Genomic DNA, 15827 nt, shown 5'->3' with positions numbered 1-15827 from the left:
AAGACCCTGGGGTTAGGTGACGACCTGCAGGCCTTGTTTCTGTTCGTACACCGTGGAGACCTGAAGGCGCTGGTTGACCATCGTGTTGACCTGAATCCAGGGCTTTTCGAGGTTGACACGAACAAACTCGACGTGGCGGGCCGTCAGGTTGGCATCGGCGAGGAGCTCGCCAATCAAGCGGTTTCGCTCGACTCTGAATCCAAAGGCGACACGAAAAGAGTGGGGATTGTGAAGTCGCAGGTCCTTGAATCCCCACACCACCGTGGCGTCGGCACCCAACGGCGTGAAGCGTTGGTCCTCTTCATAGATATCCAGGCTGTGGGAATGGCGTTCCAGCACGGTCAACCCACCCAGCAGGGCCAGGTGGTAGACCATCGAGGACAGCTGGCAAAGCCCACCACCGCTGAGGGCAACGAGCTTGCCCTTGACAATGTTTCGCCCCGGAAGAAATCCATTGGCTGCATTGGGACGGCTGATGTGGTGCCAGAAGGACCAGCTCCTGTTGGCACCAATCAGCGAGCCATCAAGCAACGCGGCACCCCGGTTGATGTTGGCGATCTTGTTTTCAAAGAAGTCGCTCGGCAGGATCGGCTGGGTGAGACCAACGGCGGAGCGCCTCTCCAGGGGGCCCGTTGCTTGGTCGAACGTGATCCCGTTCAGGCGATCCTTCCAAAGGCGCCAGCCATGGCGGATCTCCTGACGCATCGCCAAGGGTAAAAGACGTCTCATGACCCCATATCGTCTTCACTGGCTGGCGTGAATCCCGCAGCGATCGGCGGGGTGGTCTGGCTGGGCACGACCACGGACCACACTGGCCACACCCATGCGACTGGCCCTCCCCTGCGTGGGTGAACAAAATCTGGCAGTCCTGAGGGCCCACAGGCGAATTGGATCAGAACTGTGTGGGGAACCGTCCAGTTCCGCAACACATCGTCAATTCCTCAGCCCAGCAGGGCCTCGTCGCCGCTGAAGTCGGGCGTGGTGGGCATCCGCAGGGCGTAGTCGTTGGTGTAGCTGTCGGCGAGGGTGGCCTCCAGGTCGAAGGCCGGCTCCCAGGCCAGCTCCCGTCGCACCCGGTGCGTGTCGGTGAGGAAATGGGCCAGGCGCAGCGGGAACGCCTTGCGGGCCTTCTTGTCGAGGCCGGCGGGATCGAAGCTGCGGATCTCCACTGCCTCCGGATCGGTGCCGCAGGCGCGAGCAGCGGCGGCCACCAGCCCCCGGAAGCTGATGCCCTGGGAGCCGGTGCAGTTGTAGATGCGGTTGGCGGCGGCCTCCACCTCGATGCAGCGGGCCATGGCAGCGGCCAGGTCGGCCACGTGGCCCAGCTGGGTGATGGTGCTGCCGTCACCGGGGAGGGGCACCGGCCGGCCGTGCACGATGCGATCGAAGAACCAGCTCTCCACAGGGTTGTAGTTGCCTGGCCCCACGATGTAGGTGGGCCGGAAGCTGGTGAAGGGGATGCCCTCCTGGCGCAGCCAGGCTTCGGTGTCGAGCTTGCCGGCGTGACGGCTCTGGGGATCGGTGGGGGAGTCCTCGTCGAGGGGCCAGAGCTCGCTGTCGGCGTACACACCGGCCGAACTCACGTACACGAGCCGGTGGGAAGGGGGGCCGGTGCGCTCGATCACCTGGCGGGTGTCCTCCTGGGTGCGGCCGGAGCTGTCGACGATCACATCGAAGGGACGGTCCTGCAGGGCCGCCAGGCCTTCGGCGCTGCTGCGGTCGCCCTGCAGATGTTCGATCCCCTCCGGCACGGGCTGGCGCCCGCGGGTGAACAGCGTGAGCTCATGGCCCGCGTCCAGCAGGCGGTTGACCAGGGGTCGACCCACGAAGCGGGTGCCGCCCATCACCAGGATCCTCATCGCCATGCCGCGTCGGTGAGCGCCATTCAAGCGGCCGGCCGGGATCAGGGGCCGCAGGGCAGGGGGTGGCCCAGGCGTTCGAAGGGCAGGGGCAGCAGTTCCAGCACCACCGTTCCCGGTGGCCCCGTGCTGCTGCCCTCGGTCCCCGGCAGCGGTACGGGCCGGTAGGTGCGGCCATCGAAGCGCAGTTCCTTGAGGCCGTCGGGGGCGCCATGGAGGCTGGCGGGCAAAGTGAGATCCAGCCAGCCCCGGTGGCGGTTGCTGATCACCGTCAGGGGCGACTGGAACAGGCCGTTCTCCGCCACCAGCTCCAGGCTGCCGTCGACGTCACGGAACACCAGCAGGCTGCAGCCGCCGCTGGCACAGGCGAAGGAGCCCACCACCACCGCCACGGTCTCCAGTCGGCCGTCGCCGTCCAGATCGATGCGGTTGTGCAGGTAGCGCAGGGGCCCCACGTCGGCGCAGACGGGGCGCAGGGCCGTGGCGCGGGCCTGTTCCCATTCGGTCTGATCCGAATCGCCGGCCGCCGCCGGGCTGGCCGCCACTGGCCCGGCGAACAGGCGAGCCCGCAGCGCCGCCTCCAGGCGGGCATCGGCACGGTTGATCGGTGGAATCACCGAACCGGGTGGCGCCAGGGGGGGAGGCCTGTCGCGGGGATCGGGACCATCAGGACCCAGCAGGGAGCGGGGCGGTGGCAACGGCGCCGCCACCGGCGGGGGGGGCAGGGGCTGGGCCAGGGCAGGGCTGCAGCAGCCGATCAGCAGCAGAACAACAAGCGGCCGCAGCGGCGACATCGGCGAGAGACGGAGGCCTGGCGAGTGCCGTCGCCTGCGGATGGAGGCAAGTTACGTCCTTCCGAGCCAGGACGCTGCCGCTGCCCCTCTCAGTCGCCGGTCGTTTCGACCTCCGGATCGAGGGCGGCCGTGCTGAGCTGCTCCAGGTGGGCCTCGATGCGATCGGCCAACGCCAGGCAGCGGTCCATTTCCTCCCAGAGCAGCTCTCGCCGCCGGGACGTGACCGCATAGGAGCGGTGATGGAGATCTCTGCCCTGGTAGCGGAGCGCATCCCGGAGGCGGCGCCAGTCATCCGCTGCGAGCGCGGGAGGGGAGAGCGTCATCGGGTCAGGGCCCTTGGGCAGCGTCATGGCACAGGATGGATCCCAGAGCGGCCCTGTCCCCTGGTCATGCAAGTCATTCCCGCCATCGATCTGCTCGATGGGCATTGCGTGCGTCTGCATCAGGGCGACTACGACCGTGTCACCCGCTTTAACGACGACCCTGTGGCCCAGGCCCTGGAATGGCAGCGCCAGGGGGCCACGCGGCTGCACCTGGTGGATCTCGACGGGGCCAGGAGCGGAACTCCCTGCAACGACGGCGCCGTGCAGGCCATCGCCGCGGCCCTCTCGATTCCGGTGCAGCTGGGGGGAGGCGTGCGCTCGGTGGAACGGGCCGAGCAGCTGCTGGGCTGGGGTGTGGACCGGGTGATCCTCGGCACGGTCGCCGTGGAGAACCCGGAGCTGGTGCGCGACCTGGCCGGCCGCCATCCCGGCCGGATCGTGGTGGGAATCGATGCCAAGGAGGGCATGGTGGCCACCCGCGGCTGGATCGAGCAGAGCACGGTGGAAGCCACCGTGCTGGCCGCCAGCCTGGAGGGCACGGGCGTGGCGGCGATCATCAGCACCGACATCGCCACCGACGGCACCCTGGAGGGACCCAACCTGACGGCCCTGAGGGCCATGGCCCATGCCTCCTCCCTGCCGGTGATCGCTTCTGGCGGTGTGGGGTGTCTGACCGATCTGCTGAGCCTGCTGAGCCTGGAATCCCACGGTGTGACGGGGGTGATCGTGGGACGGGCGCTGTACGACGGCCGGGTGGATCTGGCGGAAGCCCTGCAGGCCATCGGGGAGCAGCGGCTGCAGGATCCCTTGCAGCTGCCGATCGCCTGAACCCCGCCGCCGCCGGGAGGGTGGCCCGTGCCGGTGTTGGTGCAACTGCCCTATAACAGAACCATCGTTTATGGCGGCAGCGGTTGCATCCCACCACGACCACCCCCTCCACCACGGGCGGCGCCAGCCGCGGCGAAGGCGGTGGTCGTCAGACGCTGACCCCAGCTCTTAGCCATGTGGAAGAGGTGTATCAGCGCTGCCGAGATCTGGGCATGCGGCTGAGTCGCCAGCGGCGCATGGTGCTCGATCTGTTGTGGGCCGAGAAAAGCCATCTTTCCGCCCGGGACATCTTCGAGAAGCTCAACGACCAGGGGCGCCACATCGGCCACACCTCCGTTTATCAGAATCTTGAGGCCTTGCAATCGGCCGGTGTGATCGAATGCCTCGAGCGGGCCAATGGCCGGCTTTATGGCTACCGCGCCGACCCCCACAGCCATCTCACCTGCACCCAATCAGGCGAGATTCTTGATCTCGATGTGCTGCTTCCCGCAAACCTCCTGCAGCAGATCGAAGCGCAGACCGGGTTCGCGATCGAGTCGTACACCCTGCATCTCTCCGGCCATCCCCGGCCAGCACTGGAGAAAAGCGGCCGGCTTGGTTAAGGTCGGCCCATTCTTCCCCTGACAACGTGCCTCGACGTCCGGCACAGCCCCTCCCCCAGCTGCTGCTGTTCGCCGAACCCCTGCAGCGTGCGGGCCTGACCAGCTGGCTTGAGGCCCCCGCCACCGGCGGCGAGGCCAGCGGTTGGAGCGGTTGTCGGGTGGTGGACGCTGACGCGTTGCAGGGCTCACCCCAGCTGATCATCTGGTGCCTCGGCGTCCTCCCGGAACCCCAGGCGCTCGATGCCGAGAGCCGCCGTCTGCTGGAACGCTGGCATCCGGCGCCGCTGTTGCTGCTGCTGCCGGATCACCATCCCTACGCCAGCGATGTTCTGCTGCAACTGCCGGCCCAGGGCCTGATCGAGCAGGCCGACGCCGACAGCCTGCGGGAGGCCGTCACGACCGTGCTGGCCGGTGGCCGGGTGCTGGCCATCGGTGCCGTCCACCAGGCCTCTGCGGCCACCTCCACCGTGCCCATGGGCCTGGGCCAGTGGTTGCTGATGAGCGGGCTGCAGCAGATCGATGCCGAACTGCGCCTTTGTCTGCGGCTGCTCGACCCACCGCCGGTCCAGCTGCTGCCTTTGCTGCTGCTGGAGGGCCGGGTGCGGGAGCTGCGCCAGGCCCGGCGTCTGCTGCTGTGGCTCTGGGGTCCGCTCAGCCTGGCCTGGGGCGAGCCGATCGGCCCTGAACCGGTCGCCCCCGTCGCTACAGACAGCCAGTCCGCCGCCATGGGCCAAGGGGGGGTGGCGATCACCCTGCGGCAGCGCACCGCCGAGGGCCTCTGGGAGGCCCTGCGGGAACGGCTGAAGCAGGCCGCCGCCGCCGGACCCAGCAACAACAGCGGCCAGCTTCTGGCCCTCGATGGTCTGCACGCCTCCCGCCGCAGCGATCTGCTGCTGGGGCTGCTGGAGCAGTTCGACCGGCTGCGCAGTCGGTTGCTGCAGGACGACCCCCACGGTGAACAGCTGCAGCGGCTCTGGAAGGAGCTCCAGCCGGAACTGCGTCAGCAGGCCCTGCGCCACATGGCGGGCTCCTACGTGCAGCTGCCCATGGACGGCAAGCTCCGCCCGGTGGCGGAGACCCTCCTGCACCGCAGCGCCTTTGCCGACGACGACCAGGAACTGCCCGATCCGGTGGCCATGCTCACGCCGCTGCTGCAGGCCCGTCCGCTGCTGGTGGACGGCCAGCTGCTGGCTCCGGATGAGCCCCAGGCCGTCCTCTATCTGGAGCTGCTGCTCAGCAACTGGCTGGTGCGCAGCGCCGAACTGATCAGCGCCGAGGTGCTGGCGGCCTGCGCCGAATGGCCCGAACTGCGCCGCTACCTTCTGCGTCCCGAGCTGCTGGCCACCCGCAACCTGGAGCGACTGCGCAACCAGCTCAATGCCCAGCAGCGCTGGACCAGCTGGTTCGACCGTCCGATCCACCTTTATGAGAGTCGGCGTCCCCTGTTTCGCCTCGGGGCCGGAGCCATCGACTGTGTGGATCTCACCGAGCCCCGCGACGCCGAACTGCGCCAGCTCGGCTGGGTGCAGCAGGCGGTCACTCTGGCCCTGGAGGCCCGCGATGCCCTGGCCCCCCAGCTGCAGAGCCTGCTGAAGCGCCTGGGGGATCTGCTTGTGGTGCTGCTGACCCAGGTGCTGGGCAAGGCCATCGGCCTGGTGGGTCGCGGCATCGTCCAGGGGATGGGGCGGGGCCTCAACCGCGGCTGAGGTGGCCGCTGTGCAGGGCACAATGAGCCGAGACGCCCGCCACCCCTTGCCCCGTTCGCTGTCCCGGCCCCTCGCCGGCCTCTGGGCCCTGCTGCTGACCGTGGTGCTGGGGCTGCTCTGGGCCCCGGGCGAGGCGGCAGCCAGCCTCGAGAACGACCGCTACGACGGCAACATCTTCGCCCTCTACGCCGGCAACGGCTCCCTGGTTCCGCCCCGCAGCAGCCTGGCCCAGTCCCTGGCGGAACATCGGGTGGCGGTGATCGTCTACTACCTCGACGACAGCAGCGTCAGCAAACAGTTCTCGCCGGTGGTGTCGGAGCTGCAGCGGGTCTGGGGCAATGCCGTCGACCTGATCCCCCTGGTCACCGATCCGCTCCAGAACCGGCCCGATGGCGGCGTGGCTGATCCGGCCCATTACTGGGACGGCCTGATCCCCCAGGTGGTGGTGATCAACAGCGATGGCCGGGTGGTCTTCGATCGCCACGGTCAGGTGAGCGTCGATGCCATCAACGCCGCCGTGAGCGAGGCCACCGGCATCCCTATGGCGCCTGGCTCCGGCAACAGCGCCACCTTGAGCTTCAACGAACTGAACAGCGAAGTGGTGGCGTCCCGCTGATGCCGGCCACCCGCACCGAAACGGACAGCCTTGGACCGGTGGAGGTGCCGGCCGAGCACTACTGGGGCGCCCAGACCCAGCGTTCCCTGCGCAACTTCCCCTTCGGCGCGCCGATGCCGATCGCGCTGGTGCACGCCTTCGGCCAGCTCAAGGCCGCCTGCGCCGAGGTGAACGCCGCCCGGGGCGTGCTTCCAGGCCACCTGGCGGCCCTGATCGTGGCGGCAGCTGATGAGGTGAGCGGGGGCAGGCTCGATGCTGAGTTCCCGCTGCGTGTCTGGCAGACCGGATCGGGCACCCAGACCAACATGAACGTCAACGAAGTGATCGCCAACCGGGCCATCGCCGCCGCCGGTGGCGTGCTGGGCAGCAAGGTGCCGGTCCACCCGAACGACCACGTCAACCTGAGCCAGTCGAGCAACGACACCTTTCCCACTGCGATGCACATCGCGGTGGCGATCGCGCTGCAGCAGCGCCTGATCCCCAGCCTGGAGGCCCTGATCGCCGCCCTGCGGGTCAAGGCTGGGGCCTACGCCGGCCTGATCAAGATCGGGCGCACCCACCTGCAGGATGCGGTGCCCCTCAGCCTGGGACAGGAATTCGGTGGCTATGCCTCCCAGCTGGAGCTGGGGCTGGCCAGCCTGCGCGCCACCCTGCCCCAGGTATTGCAACTGGCCATCGGTGGCACGGCGGTGGGTACCGGGCTGAATGCCCCGGCCGGCTTCGGTGAAGCAGTGGCGGCCCGGCTGGCGGAACGGCTGGATCTGCCGTTCACCAGTGCCCCCGATAAGTTCCAGGCCCTGGCCGGCCAGGAGGGGCTGGCGGCGGCCCATGGGGCCCTGACGGTGCTGGCGGGCAGCCTGATGAAGATCGCCAACGACATCCGCTGGCTGGCCAGCGGGCCCCGCTGTGGCCTGGGGGAACTGGTGCTGCCGGAGAACGAACCGGGCTCCAGCATCATGCCCGGCAAGGTGAATCCCACCCAGTGCGAGAGCCTGACGATGGTGGCCGTGCAGGTGATGGGCAACAACACCGCCGTCCAGATGGCCGCCAGTCAGGGGAACTTTGAGCTGAATGTGTTCAAGCCCTTGATCGCCCACAACCTGCTGGAGAGCATCGACCTGCTGGCGGGGAGTTGCGGCACGTTCCGGGAACTCTGCATCGAAGGGCTGCGGGCGGATGTGGCGCACATCGAAGCCCAGCGCGACCGCAGCCTGATGCTGGTGACGGCCCTGACGCCGGCGATCGGCTACGACCGGGCCTGCGCCATCGCCCGCCATGCCCATCAGCACCGGCTCAGCCTGCGCGAGGCGGCCCTGGTGCTGGGGGAGATCAGCGGCGAGGAGTTCGATCGCTGGGTCAGGCCCGAGCAGATGGTATGAAACGCCCCCTCCACGACGTAGGTGTCCGCTGAAAGGCATGCGAGGGGCTTGATGGACTGCCTTTCGTTAGCTTTCATGGAAATGGCTCTTCTTGATCTGCCTTTATTGGGTCCTTCCCTTCCTTGTCGACACATCGATGATTCATCGCACTAAAGCTTGGCAGTTTGCATCATGTGCAACTGCCCTAAGCCAGGTATTCTTCCTCGGTTCTCTTGGAGACTCCACTGTTCAAAATGCCTCTCTATGAAGCCTTGAGAATTCTCCAATCATCCATTCGCCGGCACGGGAGCTCTCAGGCAAGAGGCTTCTCAATGATTGAATTGATGATAGTGGTATCCATCGTCGGAATCATCTCGGCTGTGGCTTTGCCTCAGTATTTACGGGCAAGATCGGTCAGCCAGGCGTCAGCAAACATCAATGAAGTCATGGCCCTCGCCAAGTTGTGTGCCGTTGGGATGCGCAGCCGTGTCGCCATGACTATGGAGGATCCATACACCGGTAGTCAGCTTTCCTGCGATGGCACCCGTACGACAAGAATCTTCAGTCGCTCCTGGACGGGTGATGCTTCAGGCGTGCTATGTCAGGGAGTGACTGCGACAAGCTTAAACTCTCTTGCGCGAGTAACTGTCACTTCGGCGGGATCGGTTGTGTGTCTTTTTCTGTAAGCTTCATCATCTAGCTGTTTGGTGAATCCTTCTTTCGCAATTAGGGAGCACGCTTTTTGTCTCTAAGGCTTCCTTGTGGTTCACTGTATTCCGCTGAGGATCTTGATTGCCATCACGGGAACCTTCGACGCCATTGTGTTGCCGTCATGAAGAATGACTCATGCCAAGCACAAGCGTCCTTCCGCGTAGCCAACCCCCCCCCATTCTTGGGGCCAACAAGTCGATGATTGCCGTGACCATGAAGCAGCCTCCCCGGAGCCGCCCTTCGCTGCCACGGGCTGGCCGTCGTCAGATCAACGGCCGAACCTGCTCGGAAACTGCGGCCGCCGCTAATGGCCCGATGCCCACCGACTTCTTCTGACTCGTTGCCGTTCCCGCCCTTCTTATGGTTCCGGCCCGGCAGTGTTCCAACTGGCTTGGGCTCAGAGCAGATTGGCCGCCAGTTCCGCCAGTTCGGAGCGTTCCCCCCGCATCAGGGTGATGTGGCCCGAAAGCAGTTGCCCCTTGAAGCGTTCCACCAGCCAGGTGAGTCCATTGCTTTCGGCATCCACGTAGGGATTGTCGATCTGGTAGGGGTCGCCGGTGAGCACGATCTTGGTGCCTTCACCTACCCGGGTGACGATCGTCTTGACCTCATGGGGGGTGAGGTTCTGGGCCTCATCCACCACCATGAACTGGCGGGGGATCGAGCGGCCGCGGATGTAGCTGATCGCCTCCACTTCCAGCAGGCCCATGCCCTTGAGGTCGCTCCAGTTGCTGCGCGGCGCCCGGTGGCTGCCCCGGGCGGGCTGGGGATCCTCGCCACCGAGCAGGAAGTCGAGATTGTCGACGATCGGTTGCATCCAGGGGGCCATCTTCTCCTCGAGATCCCCGGGCAGGAAGCCCATCTCCTTGCCCAGGGAAATCACCGGACGCGTCACCAGCAGGCGCTCGTAGAGGTGCTCATCGGCCACCTGGTGGAGGCCCGCGGCCAGGGCGAGCAGGGTCTTGCCGGTGCCGGCCTTGCCCACCAGTGTCACCAGGGCCACCGCCGGATCGAGCAGCAGATCGAGGGCGAAGGCCTGCTCCCGGTTGCGGGGCTGAATGCGCCCCATCTTGGCCTTGGCTGACTTCTGCAGCGGTTGCAGGGTTCCGGTGCGGCCGTTGTAGCGGGCCAGCAGGGTGTGGGCCGGCTGAGCCATGTCGACGAGGGTCACCCCCTCGTTGGCCTGCAGGGGCGAAACGGGGATCGGTTGGGAGGGGATATCGTCCGCCGAGAGGCCCTCGCCGGCCTTCACCTGGTCCATCAGCTCGGCGCCCAGCCAGCGTTCGCTGAAGCCGGGGTACAGGTCGGCCATGTCCACCTTGTCGGTGGTGTAGTCCTGGGCGATCAGGCCCACCGCATCGGCCTTGATGCGCAGGTTGGTGTCCTTGGTGACGAGCACCACCGGCGCCTGCCCGCCCACCACCTCCTGCAGCCGCTGCTCCAGCGCCACCGCCAGGATGTTGTTGTCGCCATTGCCCGCCTTCAGCTCGGGGGGCAGCTGGCGCAGGGTCTCACTGCGGCAGAACACCACCTTCAAGGTGCCGCCGCTGTTGCCATTGATCGGCACGCCCTCGGCCAGGTTGCCCTTCTCGCGCAACTGGTCGAGCAGGCGAGACACCTGACGGGCGTTGCGGCCCTTTTCGGAGGGGTCGCGCTTGAAGCGGTCGATCTCCTCGACCACCTCGATCGGCACCACCACCTGGTTGTCTTCGAAGCGGTTCAGGGCCTGGGGGTCATGCAGCAGCACATTGGTGTCGAGCACGAAGGTCTTGCGCATGCCAGGGCCCTGCCGGTTGCATGGGGCTGAAGCTAGGTCCACGGGTGCATCTACGCTCCGGCCGGACATTCCCTGACGTATCGGCTTGCCGTTCCCCGTTTCCTTCCTGCTGGTTCTGCTGCTGCTCCTCGGCCTGGGGCTGGTGGTGCTCGAACTGCGTCATCGCCTGCGGCCCGCCTCCCCCCTGCAGTTGCTGCCTGGTGCCTTCCAGGTGCGGCGCCGGGCCCAGGGACTGGAGATCACCGGCGAGATCCGCATCCGCAACCCCCACCCCCGCATGGAGGTGATGGTGCCGGAGATCACGCTGGTGCCCACCGTGCTGGGTCGCAGTGATGCGAGTCAGGTGCGCCATGAGCTGCACATCACACCGCTGCACCCGGACGAGGAAGCCCGCCCCGACGGTTACTGGGCCGCCTACATCGTCAAGGGGCGCAAGACCACCGCCGCCCACATCCGTCTGAACCTCACCGGTCCCGCCGGCGTGGATCTCGAAAGCGTGCTCGACACCCTCTGGATGGATATCCACTGGGTGAACTACGGACCTTTCGGACGGCTGCAGCGTCGCCAGGGGATCCTGATGCCCCTGCAGAAGCCGCAACCGGGTGATCCGGCCGCTCCCGGCTGGCGCGAGGGGGAGGGCTGCCGCGTGCTGCCGGTACGCACCCATCTGCTCGGGGTGCTCGACGATTCCCTGGAAGTGCTGCGGCACTACACCGACGGCCTGCTGCAGCCCGGCGATGTGCTCACCATCGGCGAGACCCCCCTGGCGGTGATCCAGGGGCGCTACCACCACCCCTCGACGGTGGAGCCCTCCTTCCTGGCCCGCCTGCTGTGTCGGGTGTTCCACCCCACCAGCTCCCTGGCCACCGCCTGCGGCCTGCAGAGCCTGATCGACGTGTCGGGCCCGGCACGGGTGCTGGGGGCCTGGCTGGTGGGCACCACCTTGAAGCTGGTGGGCAGCAAGGGCTGGTTTTATCGGCTGGCCGGGGAGCAGGCTCGCCTGATCGACGACATCACCGGTACCACGCCTCCCTATGACCAGACGATCGTTCTTGGCCCTGAGGCTCCGGCGGCCTGGTGCGAGCAGATGGCGGCGGCCCTCGGGGTGGCCGTGGCGGTGGTGGACGTGAACGACCTGGGGCGGGTGAAGGTGCTGGCCGCCAGCAACGGCACCGACGAGGCCTTGCTGATGCGGGCCCTGCGACCCAACCCCGCCGGCAATGCCAACGAGCGCACCCCCCTCGTGCTGGTGCGTCCCGCGTAGAATGGCAATGTTGATGGCGTGTCAATCGCCGTCCACGCCTTGACGCGTTCCCGCACCTCTCCCCATTCTTCCGTCGTCTGCCGTGCCAGTGCCTGCCGTGCCAGTGCCTGCCCAGGGCAGACCTTCCCCCAGTTGGACGGTGGAGGCACTGCAGGGCTGGCACCTGCCCCTGCTGGATGATCCTGCCTTTCTGCCGCTGCAGCCATTGCTGCAGCGCTCCCTTTTGCTGGCCCTGCCGGAGCAGCTGCTGACGGCGGTGACCAGCCGCCGCCCACTGGCCGCCCAGGTGCTGGTGGCCCTGCAGCGCCAGGGCCTGAGCCGCCAACAGGCCCTCGGGCTGATCGTTTCCCGCCGTCTCAATCGCAGCGGCACCTGCTGGCAGGTGCAGCACCTTCGCCTGGCCCTGGCCGCCACCGAAGTCACCGCTCCAGACGCATCGTCACCCAGCCGGGCAGCCCTGGCCGGGGATCTGCTGCGCCAGGCCATCGGCCGGGTGAAGGGGGCCGCCAGCTGGATCGCCACCGCCTCCAGTCTCGACACCTCCCGGCTGGCCACCCTGCGGGAGCAGGGTTTCCAGCCCCAACGCACCGATCGCCTCTGGCGCTGGCAACCAGCGGCGGATCGCGCTGTCCCGCCCCTGCCGGTTGAGCTGCAGTTGCGCCAGCTCAACCGCCGCACGGCCCCTTTGCTGTGGCACCTGGAGCAGGCCACCTGCCCGGCCCACCTGCGCCAGCTCCAGGATCGCCGCATCGAAGACCTGCTCGACCAGAGCCGCAGCCATGGCTGGATGCTGGTGGATGCGGTGCGCAACGAGGCCGTGGCGGGCGTGCGTTGGCTCGACGAGCACCCCGGTGGCGGCCAGGCGGTGGAGCTGAGCATCCATCCCGGCTGGGCCCACCTGCTCGAAACGGCGGCGGAAGGCCTGCTGCACCGCCTCGCCAAGGGGGGCACCAGCCTGTGGCTGCGCTGTGAGGTGAGCGACGCTGAGCGCCAGGGCTGGTTGCAGGCCCTGGGGGCCGAAGCCCACGGCGAGGAGGTGCTGATGGCCCGCAGTGTCTGGCGGCGTCAGGAGGGCCAGCCGGCCAAGCGGGCGGCGCGGCGCCTTGAAGCGGTGCTCGAGCAGCTGCAGCCCCGGCGGCGGCCCATGCCCACCCCCAGCGGTCCCCTCGGCAGCCTGCCCACGGCGTCCCTGCTGCCCCGCTGAATGGCCCCTCCCCGGCCGCGATCGGTGCTGGCCATCGATGTGGGGCGCCGCCGCATCGGCCTGGCCGGTTGCGATCCGCTGGGGGTCACCGTCACACCATTGCCGGCGCTGGCGCGTGGGGAGTTCCAGGCCGACCTTGAGCGGCTGGTGATCCTTTTGCGACAGCGGCGGGTGGAGGCGCTGGTGGTGGGACTGCCCCTCGATGCCGGCCAGCGGCCCACACTCCAGGGGATCCACTGCCGACGTTACGGACTGCGGCTGGCCCGGGCCCTGGCGGCCCTCGGCCAGCCCCTGCCCCTGGCCTGGGTGGATGAGCACGCCAGCAGCTGGGCGGCGGGCGAGCGTTTTGCTCTGCACGGCGACCGCAGCGGCCGTCTCGACAGCGCCGCGGCCGTGTTGTTGCTGGAGCAATGGCAGCGGGAAGGCCCCGAACCGCTGGACCTGACGGCGTTGAGCCACGATCCGGTCGCCCCGGCGGCCATCGCCGTGGGCACTCGGGCCGGTGCTGATTCATTCTGAGTACACCCGCTTCCCCTTGATGGCCTCCGACCCCCCTGCGATGACGGGCTCCGGTGACGTGCCCACCGTGCAGGTGCGGGACGGCAGCGGCCGCCAGCTGCTGTGTTTCCTGGAGCAGCTGATCCCCCTCGATGGCCACGACTACGCCCTGCTGACACCGGTGGACACCCCGGTCTGCCTGTTTCGCCTCAGCGACGACGACGATCCCGAGCTGGTCGAGACCCTCAATGCCACCGAGCCGATCCTTTCGGTGGCGGATGTGGTGCTGCAGGAACACGACCTGACCCTGGTGCGTTCGGCTGTCACCCTCACCGTCAGCGGCGAGCTGGAGGAGCCCGATCCCGATGAACTCGAGGATGAGGAAGGCGACGACGACAGCGAAACCTACGAATTGCTGGTGAGCTTCATGGCCGGCGATGAGGAGTACGGCCTGTACATCCCCCTGGATCCTTTCTTCGTGGTGGCCCGCATGGAGGGGGCCGACGCGGTGATGGTGGAGGGAGAGGAGTTCGAGCGGGTCCAGCCCCGCATCGAAGCCGAACTCGACGAGCGGGAGAGCGACGACTGATGCTGCGCGATCTGCTCACGCCTGACTGGCTGCCGGGGACGTCCCTGGCCCACCTGCCGCTGCAGGAGTTGGTCGAGCGTGGCATTCGCGCCCTCGTCCTCGACGTGGACCGCACCCTGCTGCCCCGCCGCCAGGCCACCATGCCTGTCCAGGCTGAGCTGTGGCTGCGCCACGCCCGCGAGCGGATGCCCCTGCATCTGCTCAGCAACAATCCCTCCCGCCGCCGCATCGGGGCGGTGGCCGACACCATGGGACTTCCCTACACCACCTCGGCGGGCAAGCCGCGCCGGGCCGCCCTGCGCAAGGTGCTGCTGGATCTCGATCTGCCCCCCGCCCAGGTGGCCCTGGTGGGGGATCGGCTGTTCACCGATGTGCTGGTGGGCAACCGCATGGGCCTGTTCACCGTGCTGGTCAAGCCGATCGATCCTGACGGCGAGCCTTGCCGCCAGGATCGGCTGCAGAACCTGGAGCTGCGCATGGCCCGCTGGGTGGGCTCGGTTCCGGGCTGATGGCGACCTCCGGCACACCCGCCGCCGGCGGATTGCGGCGCGTGATCAAGGTGGGTACCAGCCTGCTGAGGGGCAGCCCCGAGCGGCCCACGGCGGCGGTGATCGCCGACCTGGCGGCCAGCTTCAGCCGGCAGCAGCGCCAGGGGGATCGCCTGGCGCTGGTGACCAGTGGGGCGGTGGGGCTGGGCTGCGAGGCCCTGCGCTTCAGCAAGCGCCCCACCGAAGTGGTGGCCCTTCAGGCCGCCGCCGCCGTGGGCCAGGGCCGGCTGATGGCCCTCTACCAGGACGCCTTCGCCGTGCGGGGGCTGGCAGTGGCCCAGGTGCTGCTCACCCGCAGCGATCTGGCCTCCCGGCGCCGCTATCAGAACGCCTGCCGCACCCTGGAGCAGCTGCTGGAGTGGGGCGTGCTGCCGGTGGTGAACGAGAACGACACCCTGGCCACCGATGAACTGCGTTTCGGCGACAACGACACCCTCTCGGCCCTGGTGGCGGTGGCGATCGGCGCCGATGAACTGGTGCTGCTCACGGATGTGGATCGGCTCTATTCCGGCAACCCCCGCACCGATGCCGACGCCAGCCCGATCGAAGAGGTGCGGGACCTGGCCGAACTGGAGCGCCTCAGCCACGTGGCCGAAGGGGGCGGCCAGTGGGGCACCGGCGGCATGACCACCAAGCTGGCGGCGGCCCGCATTGCCACCTCCAGCGGCATCCGGGTGCGGCTGGCCGATGGCCGCGATCCGGCGGTGCTCGACGCCCTGTTCGCCGGCGAGAAGGTGGGCACGGTGTTCCAGCCGAGCACCACGCCCCTGGCCGATCGCAAGAGCTGGCTCGCCCATGCCCTGCTGGTGAAGGGCAGCGTGCGGGTGGATGCGGGCGCCGAGCGGGCCCTGCTGCAGCAGGGGGCCTCCCTGCTGGCGGTGGGCATCCGGGCGGTGGAGGGTCACTTCTCCCGGCGCGATGCGGTGCGGGTGCTGGCCAGCGATGGTCGCGAACTGGGGCGGGGCCTGAGCACCCTCAGCAGCGAGGAGCTGCGCCGCATCATGGGCCTCAGCAGCGAGGAGGTGCGCCGCCAGCTGGGGCCGGTGGGCGATGCGGTGGTGCACCGTGATCAGCTGGTGCTCACCTGCCTGCCGGCCTGAGGCTTCCCGCAACAAAGCCCCCGGCGTAGCCAGGGGGCCGGGGACAAAGC

At 68.0% G+C, this 15827-nt stretch carries 17 protein-coding genes; 12 read left to right on the top strand and 5 right to left on the bottom strand.

The genetic code is table 11. The annotated features are described in order from the left end of the window. Positions 1–12: 12 nt before the first annotated feature. The 4 genes from KUG43_RS11165 to KUG43_RS11150 form a co-directional block, all read right to left on the bottom strand. Positions 13–705, bottom strand: coding sequence for a VanW family protein (locus KUG43_RS11165; protein WP_216909101.1), 693 nt, complete (start codon positions 703–705; stop codon positions 13–15). A gap of 236 nt (positions 706–941) precedes the next feature. Then, complete coding sequence (locus KUG43_RS11160) at positions 942–1859, bottom strand: NAD-dependent epimerase/dehydratase family protein (RefSeq protein WP_216908961.1); 918 nt, start codon at positions 1857–1859, stop codon at positions 942–944. Between the two features lie 44 nt (positions 1860–1903). After that, a complete protein-coding gene (locus tag KUG43_RS11155) occupies positions 1904–2653 on the bottom strand; it encodes a COG3650 family protein (RefSeq protein ID WP_216908959.1) in 750 nt (249 codons plus the stop codon). Positions 2654–2742: 89 nt separating this feature from the next. Continuing rightward, a complete protein-coding gene (locus KUG43_RS11150) occupies positions 2743–2976 on the bottom strand; it encodes a hypothetical protein (RefSeq protein WP_216908955.1) in 234 nt (77 codons plus the stop codon). A gap of 66 nt (positions 2977–3042) precedes the next feature. Here KUG43_RS11150 and hisA point away from each other — a divergent pair, with 66 nt between their 5' ends. The 6 genes from hisA (at position 3043) to KUG43_RS17345 (ending at position 8772) form a co-directional block, all read left to right on the top strand. Next, on the top strand, positions 3043–3804 hold the full coding sequence (hisA, locus tag KUG43_RS11145) for a 1-(5-phosphoribosyl)-5-[(5-phosphoribosylamino)methylideneamino]imidazole-4-carboxamide isomerase (protein WP_216908953.1): 762 nt from the start codon (positions 3043–3045) through the stop codon (positions 3802–3804). A gap of 212 nt (positions 3805–4016) precedes the next feature. Continuing rightward, the gene (locus tag KUG43_RS11140) at positions 4017–4406 is read left to right on the top strand and encodes a Fur family transcriptional regulator (RefSeq protein WP_216909099.1); all 390 of its coding nucleotides are present in this window, start codon (positions 4017–4019) and stop codon (positions 4404–4406) included. Positions 4407–4432: 26 nt separating this feature from the next. Then, the gene (locus KUG43_RS11135; protein WP_216908951.1) at positions 4433–6112 is read left to right on the top strand and encodes a DUF3685 domain-containing protein; all 1680 of its coding nucleotides are present in this window, start codon (positions 4433–4435) and stop codon (positions 6110–6112) included. A gap of 22 nt (positions 6113–6134) precedes the next feature. After that, positions 6135–6728 (top strand): thylakoid membrane photosystem I accumulation factor, encoded by a 594-nt coding sequence (locus tag KUG43_RS11130; protein ID WP_216908949.1) that lies wholly within the window; start codon positions 6135–6137, stop codon positions 6726–6728. Then, entirely contained in the window at positions 6725–8107 is a 1383-nt protein-coding gene (fumC, locus tag KUG43_RS11125) for a class II fumarate hydratase (RefSeq protein WP_216909097.1), read from the top strand. Before KUG43_RS11130 ends, fumC begins: the two co-directional genes overlap by 4 nt. A gap of 233 nt (positions 8108–8340) precedes the next feature. Continuing rightward, positions 8341–8772, top strand: coding sequence for a prepilin-type N-terminal cleavage/methylation domain-containing protein (locus tag KUG43_RS17345; protein ID WP_353618011.1), 432 nt, complete (start codon positions 8341–8343; stop codon positions 8770–8772). A 422-nt stretch (positions 8773–9194) separates the two neighbouring features. Here KUG43_RS17345 and KUG43_RS11115 read toward each other — a convergent pair whose 3' ends face one another. Next, positions 9195–10574, bottom strand: a complete 1380-nt coding sequence (locus KUG43_RS11115) for a PhoH family protein (protein WP_216908945.1) — start codon at positions 10572–10574, stop codon at positions 9195–9197. Between the two features lie 85 nt (positions 10575–10659). Between KUG43_RS11115 and KUG43_RS11110 the strand changes: the two genes are divergently transcribed. The 6 genes from KUG43_RS11110 to proB all read left to right on the top strand — a co-directional run bounded on the left by KUG43_RS11110 (position 10660) and on the right by proB (position 15777). Beyond that, on the top strand, positions 10660–11838 hold the full coding sequence (locus tag KUG43_RS11110; protein WP_216908943.1) for a F420-0:Gamma-glutamyl ligase: 1179 nt from the start codon (positions 10660–10662) through the stop codon (positions 11836–11838). Positions 11839–11935: 97 nt separating this feature from the next. Beyond that, on the top strand, positions 11936–13042 hold the full coding sequence (locus KUG43_RS11105; RefSeq protein WP_353618006.1) for a hypothetical protein: 1107 nt from the start codon (positions 11936–11938) through the stop codon (positions 13040–13042). After that, the gene (ruvX, locus tag KUG43_RS11100; RefSeq protein WP_216908941.1) at positions 13043–13561 is read left to right on the top strand and encodes a Holliday junction resolvase RuvX; all 519 of its coding nucleotides are present in this window, start codon (positions 13043–13045) and stop codon (positions 13559–13561) included. A 19-nt stretch (positions 13562–13580) separates the two neighbouring features. Beyond that, positions 13581–14129, top strand: a complete 549-nt coding sequence (locus tag KUG43_RS11095) for a DUF3727 domain-containing protein (protein WP_216909093.1) — start codon at positions 13581–13583, stop codon at positions 14127–14129. Further along, entirely contained in the window at positions 14129–14638 is a 510-nt protein-coding gene (locus tag KUG43_RS11090; protein ID WP_216908939.1) for a YqeG family HAD IIIA-type phosphatase, read from the top strand. The genes KUG43_RS11095 and KUG43_RS11090 overlap by 1 nt, the downstream gene beginning before the upstream one ends. After that, a complete protein-coding gene (gene proB / locus KUG43_RS11085) occupies positions 14638–15777 on the top strand; it encodes a glutamate 5-kinase (protein ID WP_216908937.1) in 1140 nt (379 codons plus the stop codon). The genes KUG43_RS11090 and proB overlap by 1 nt, the downstream gene beginning before the upstream one ends. The last annotated feature ends 50 nt before the right edge of the window (positions 15778–15827 follow it).

This window comes from Synechococcus sp. CCY 0621, from assembly GCF_019038465.1.
Taxonomy (GTDB): domain Bacteria; phylum Cyanobacteriota; class Cyanobacteriia; order PCC-6307; family Cyanobiaceae; genus Cyanobium.
The sequence above is the reverse complement of the archived record's forward strand: the minus strand, read 5'-3'. Positions and strand labels throughout refer to the sequence as shown.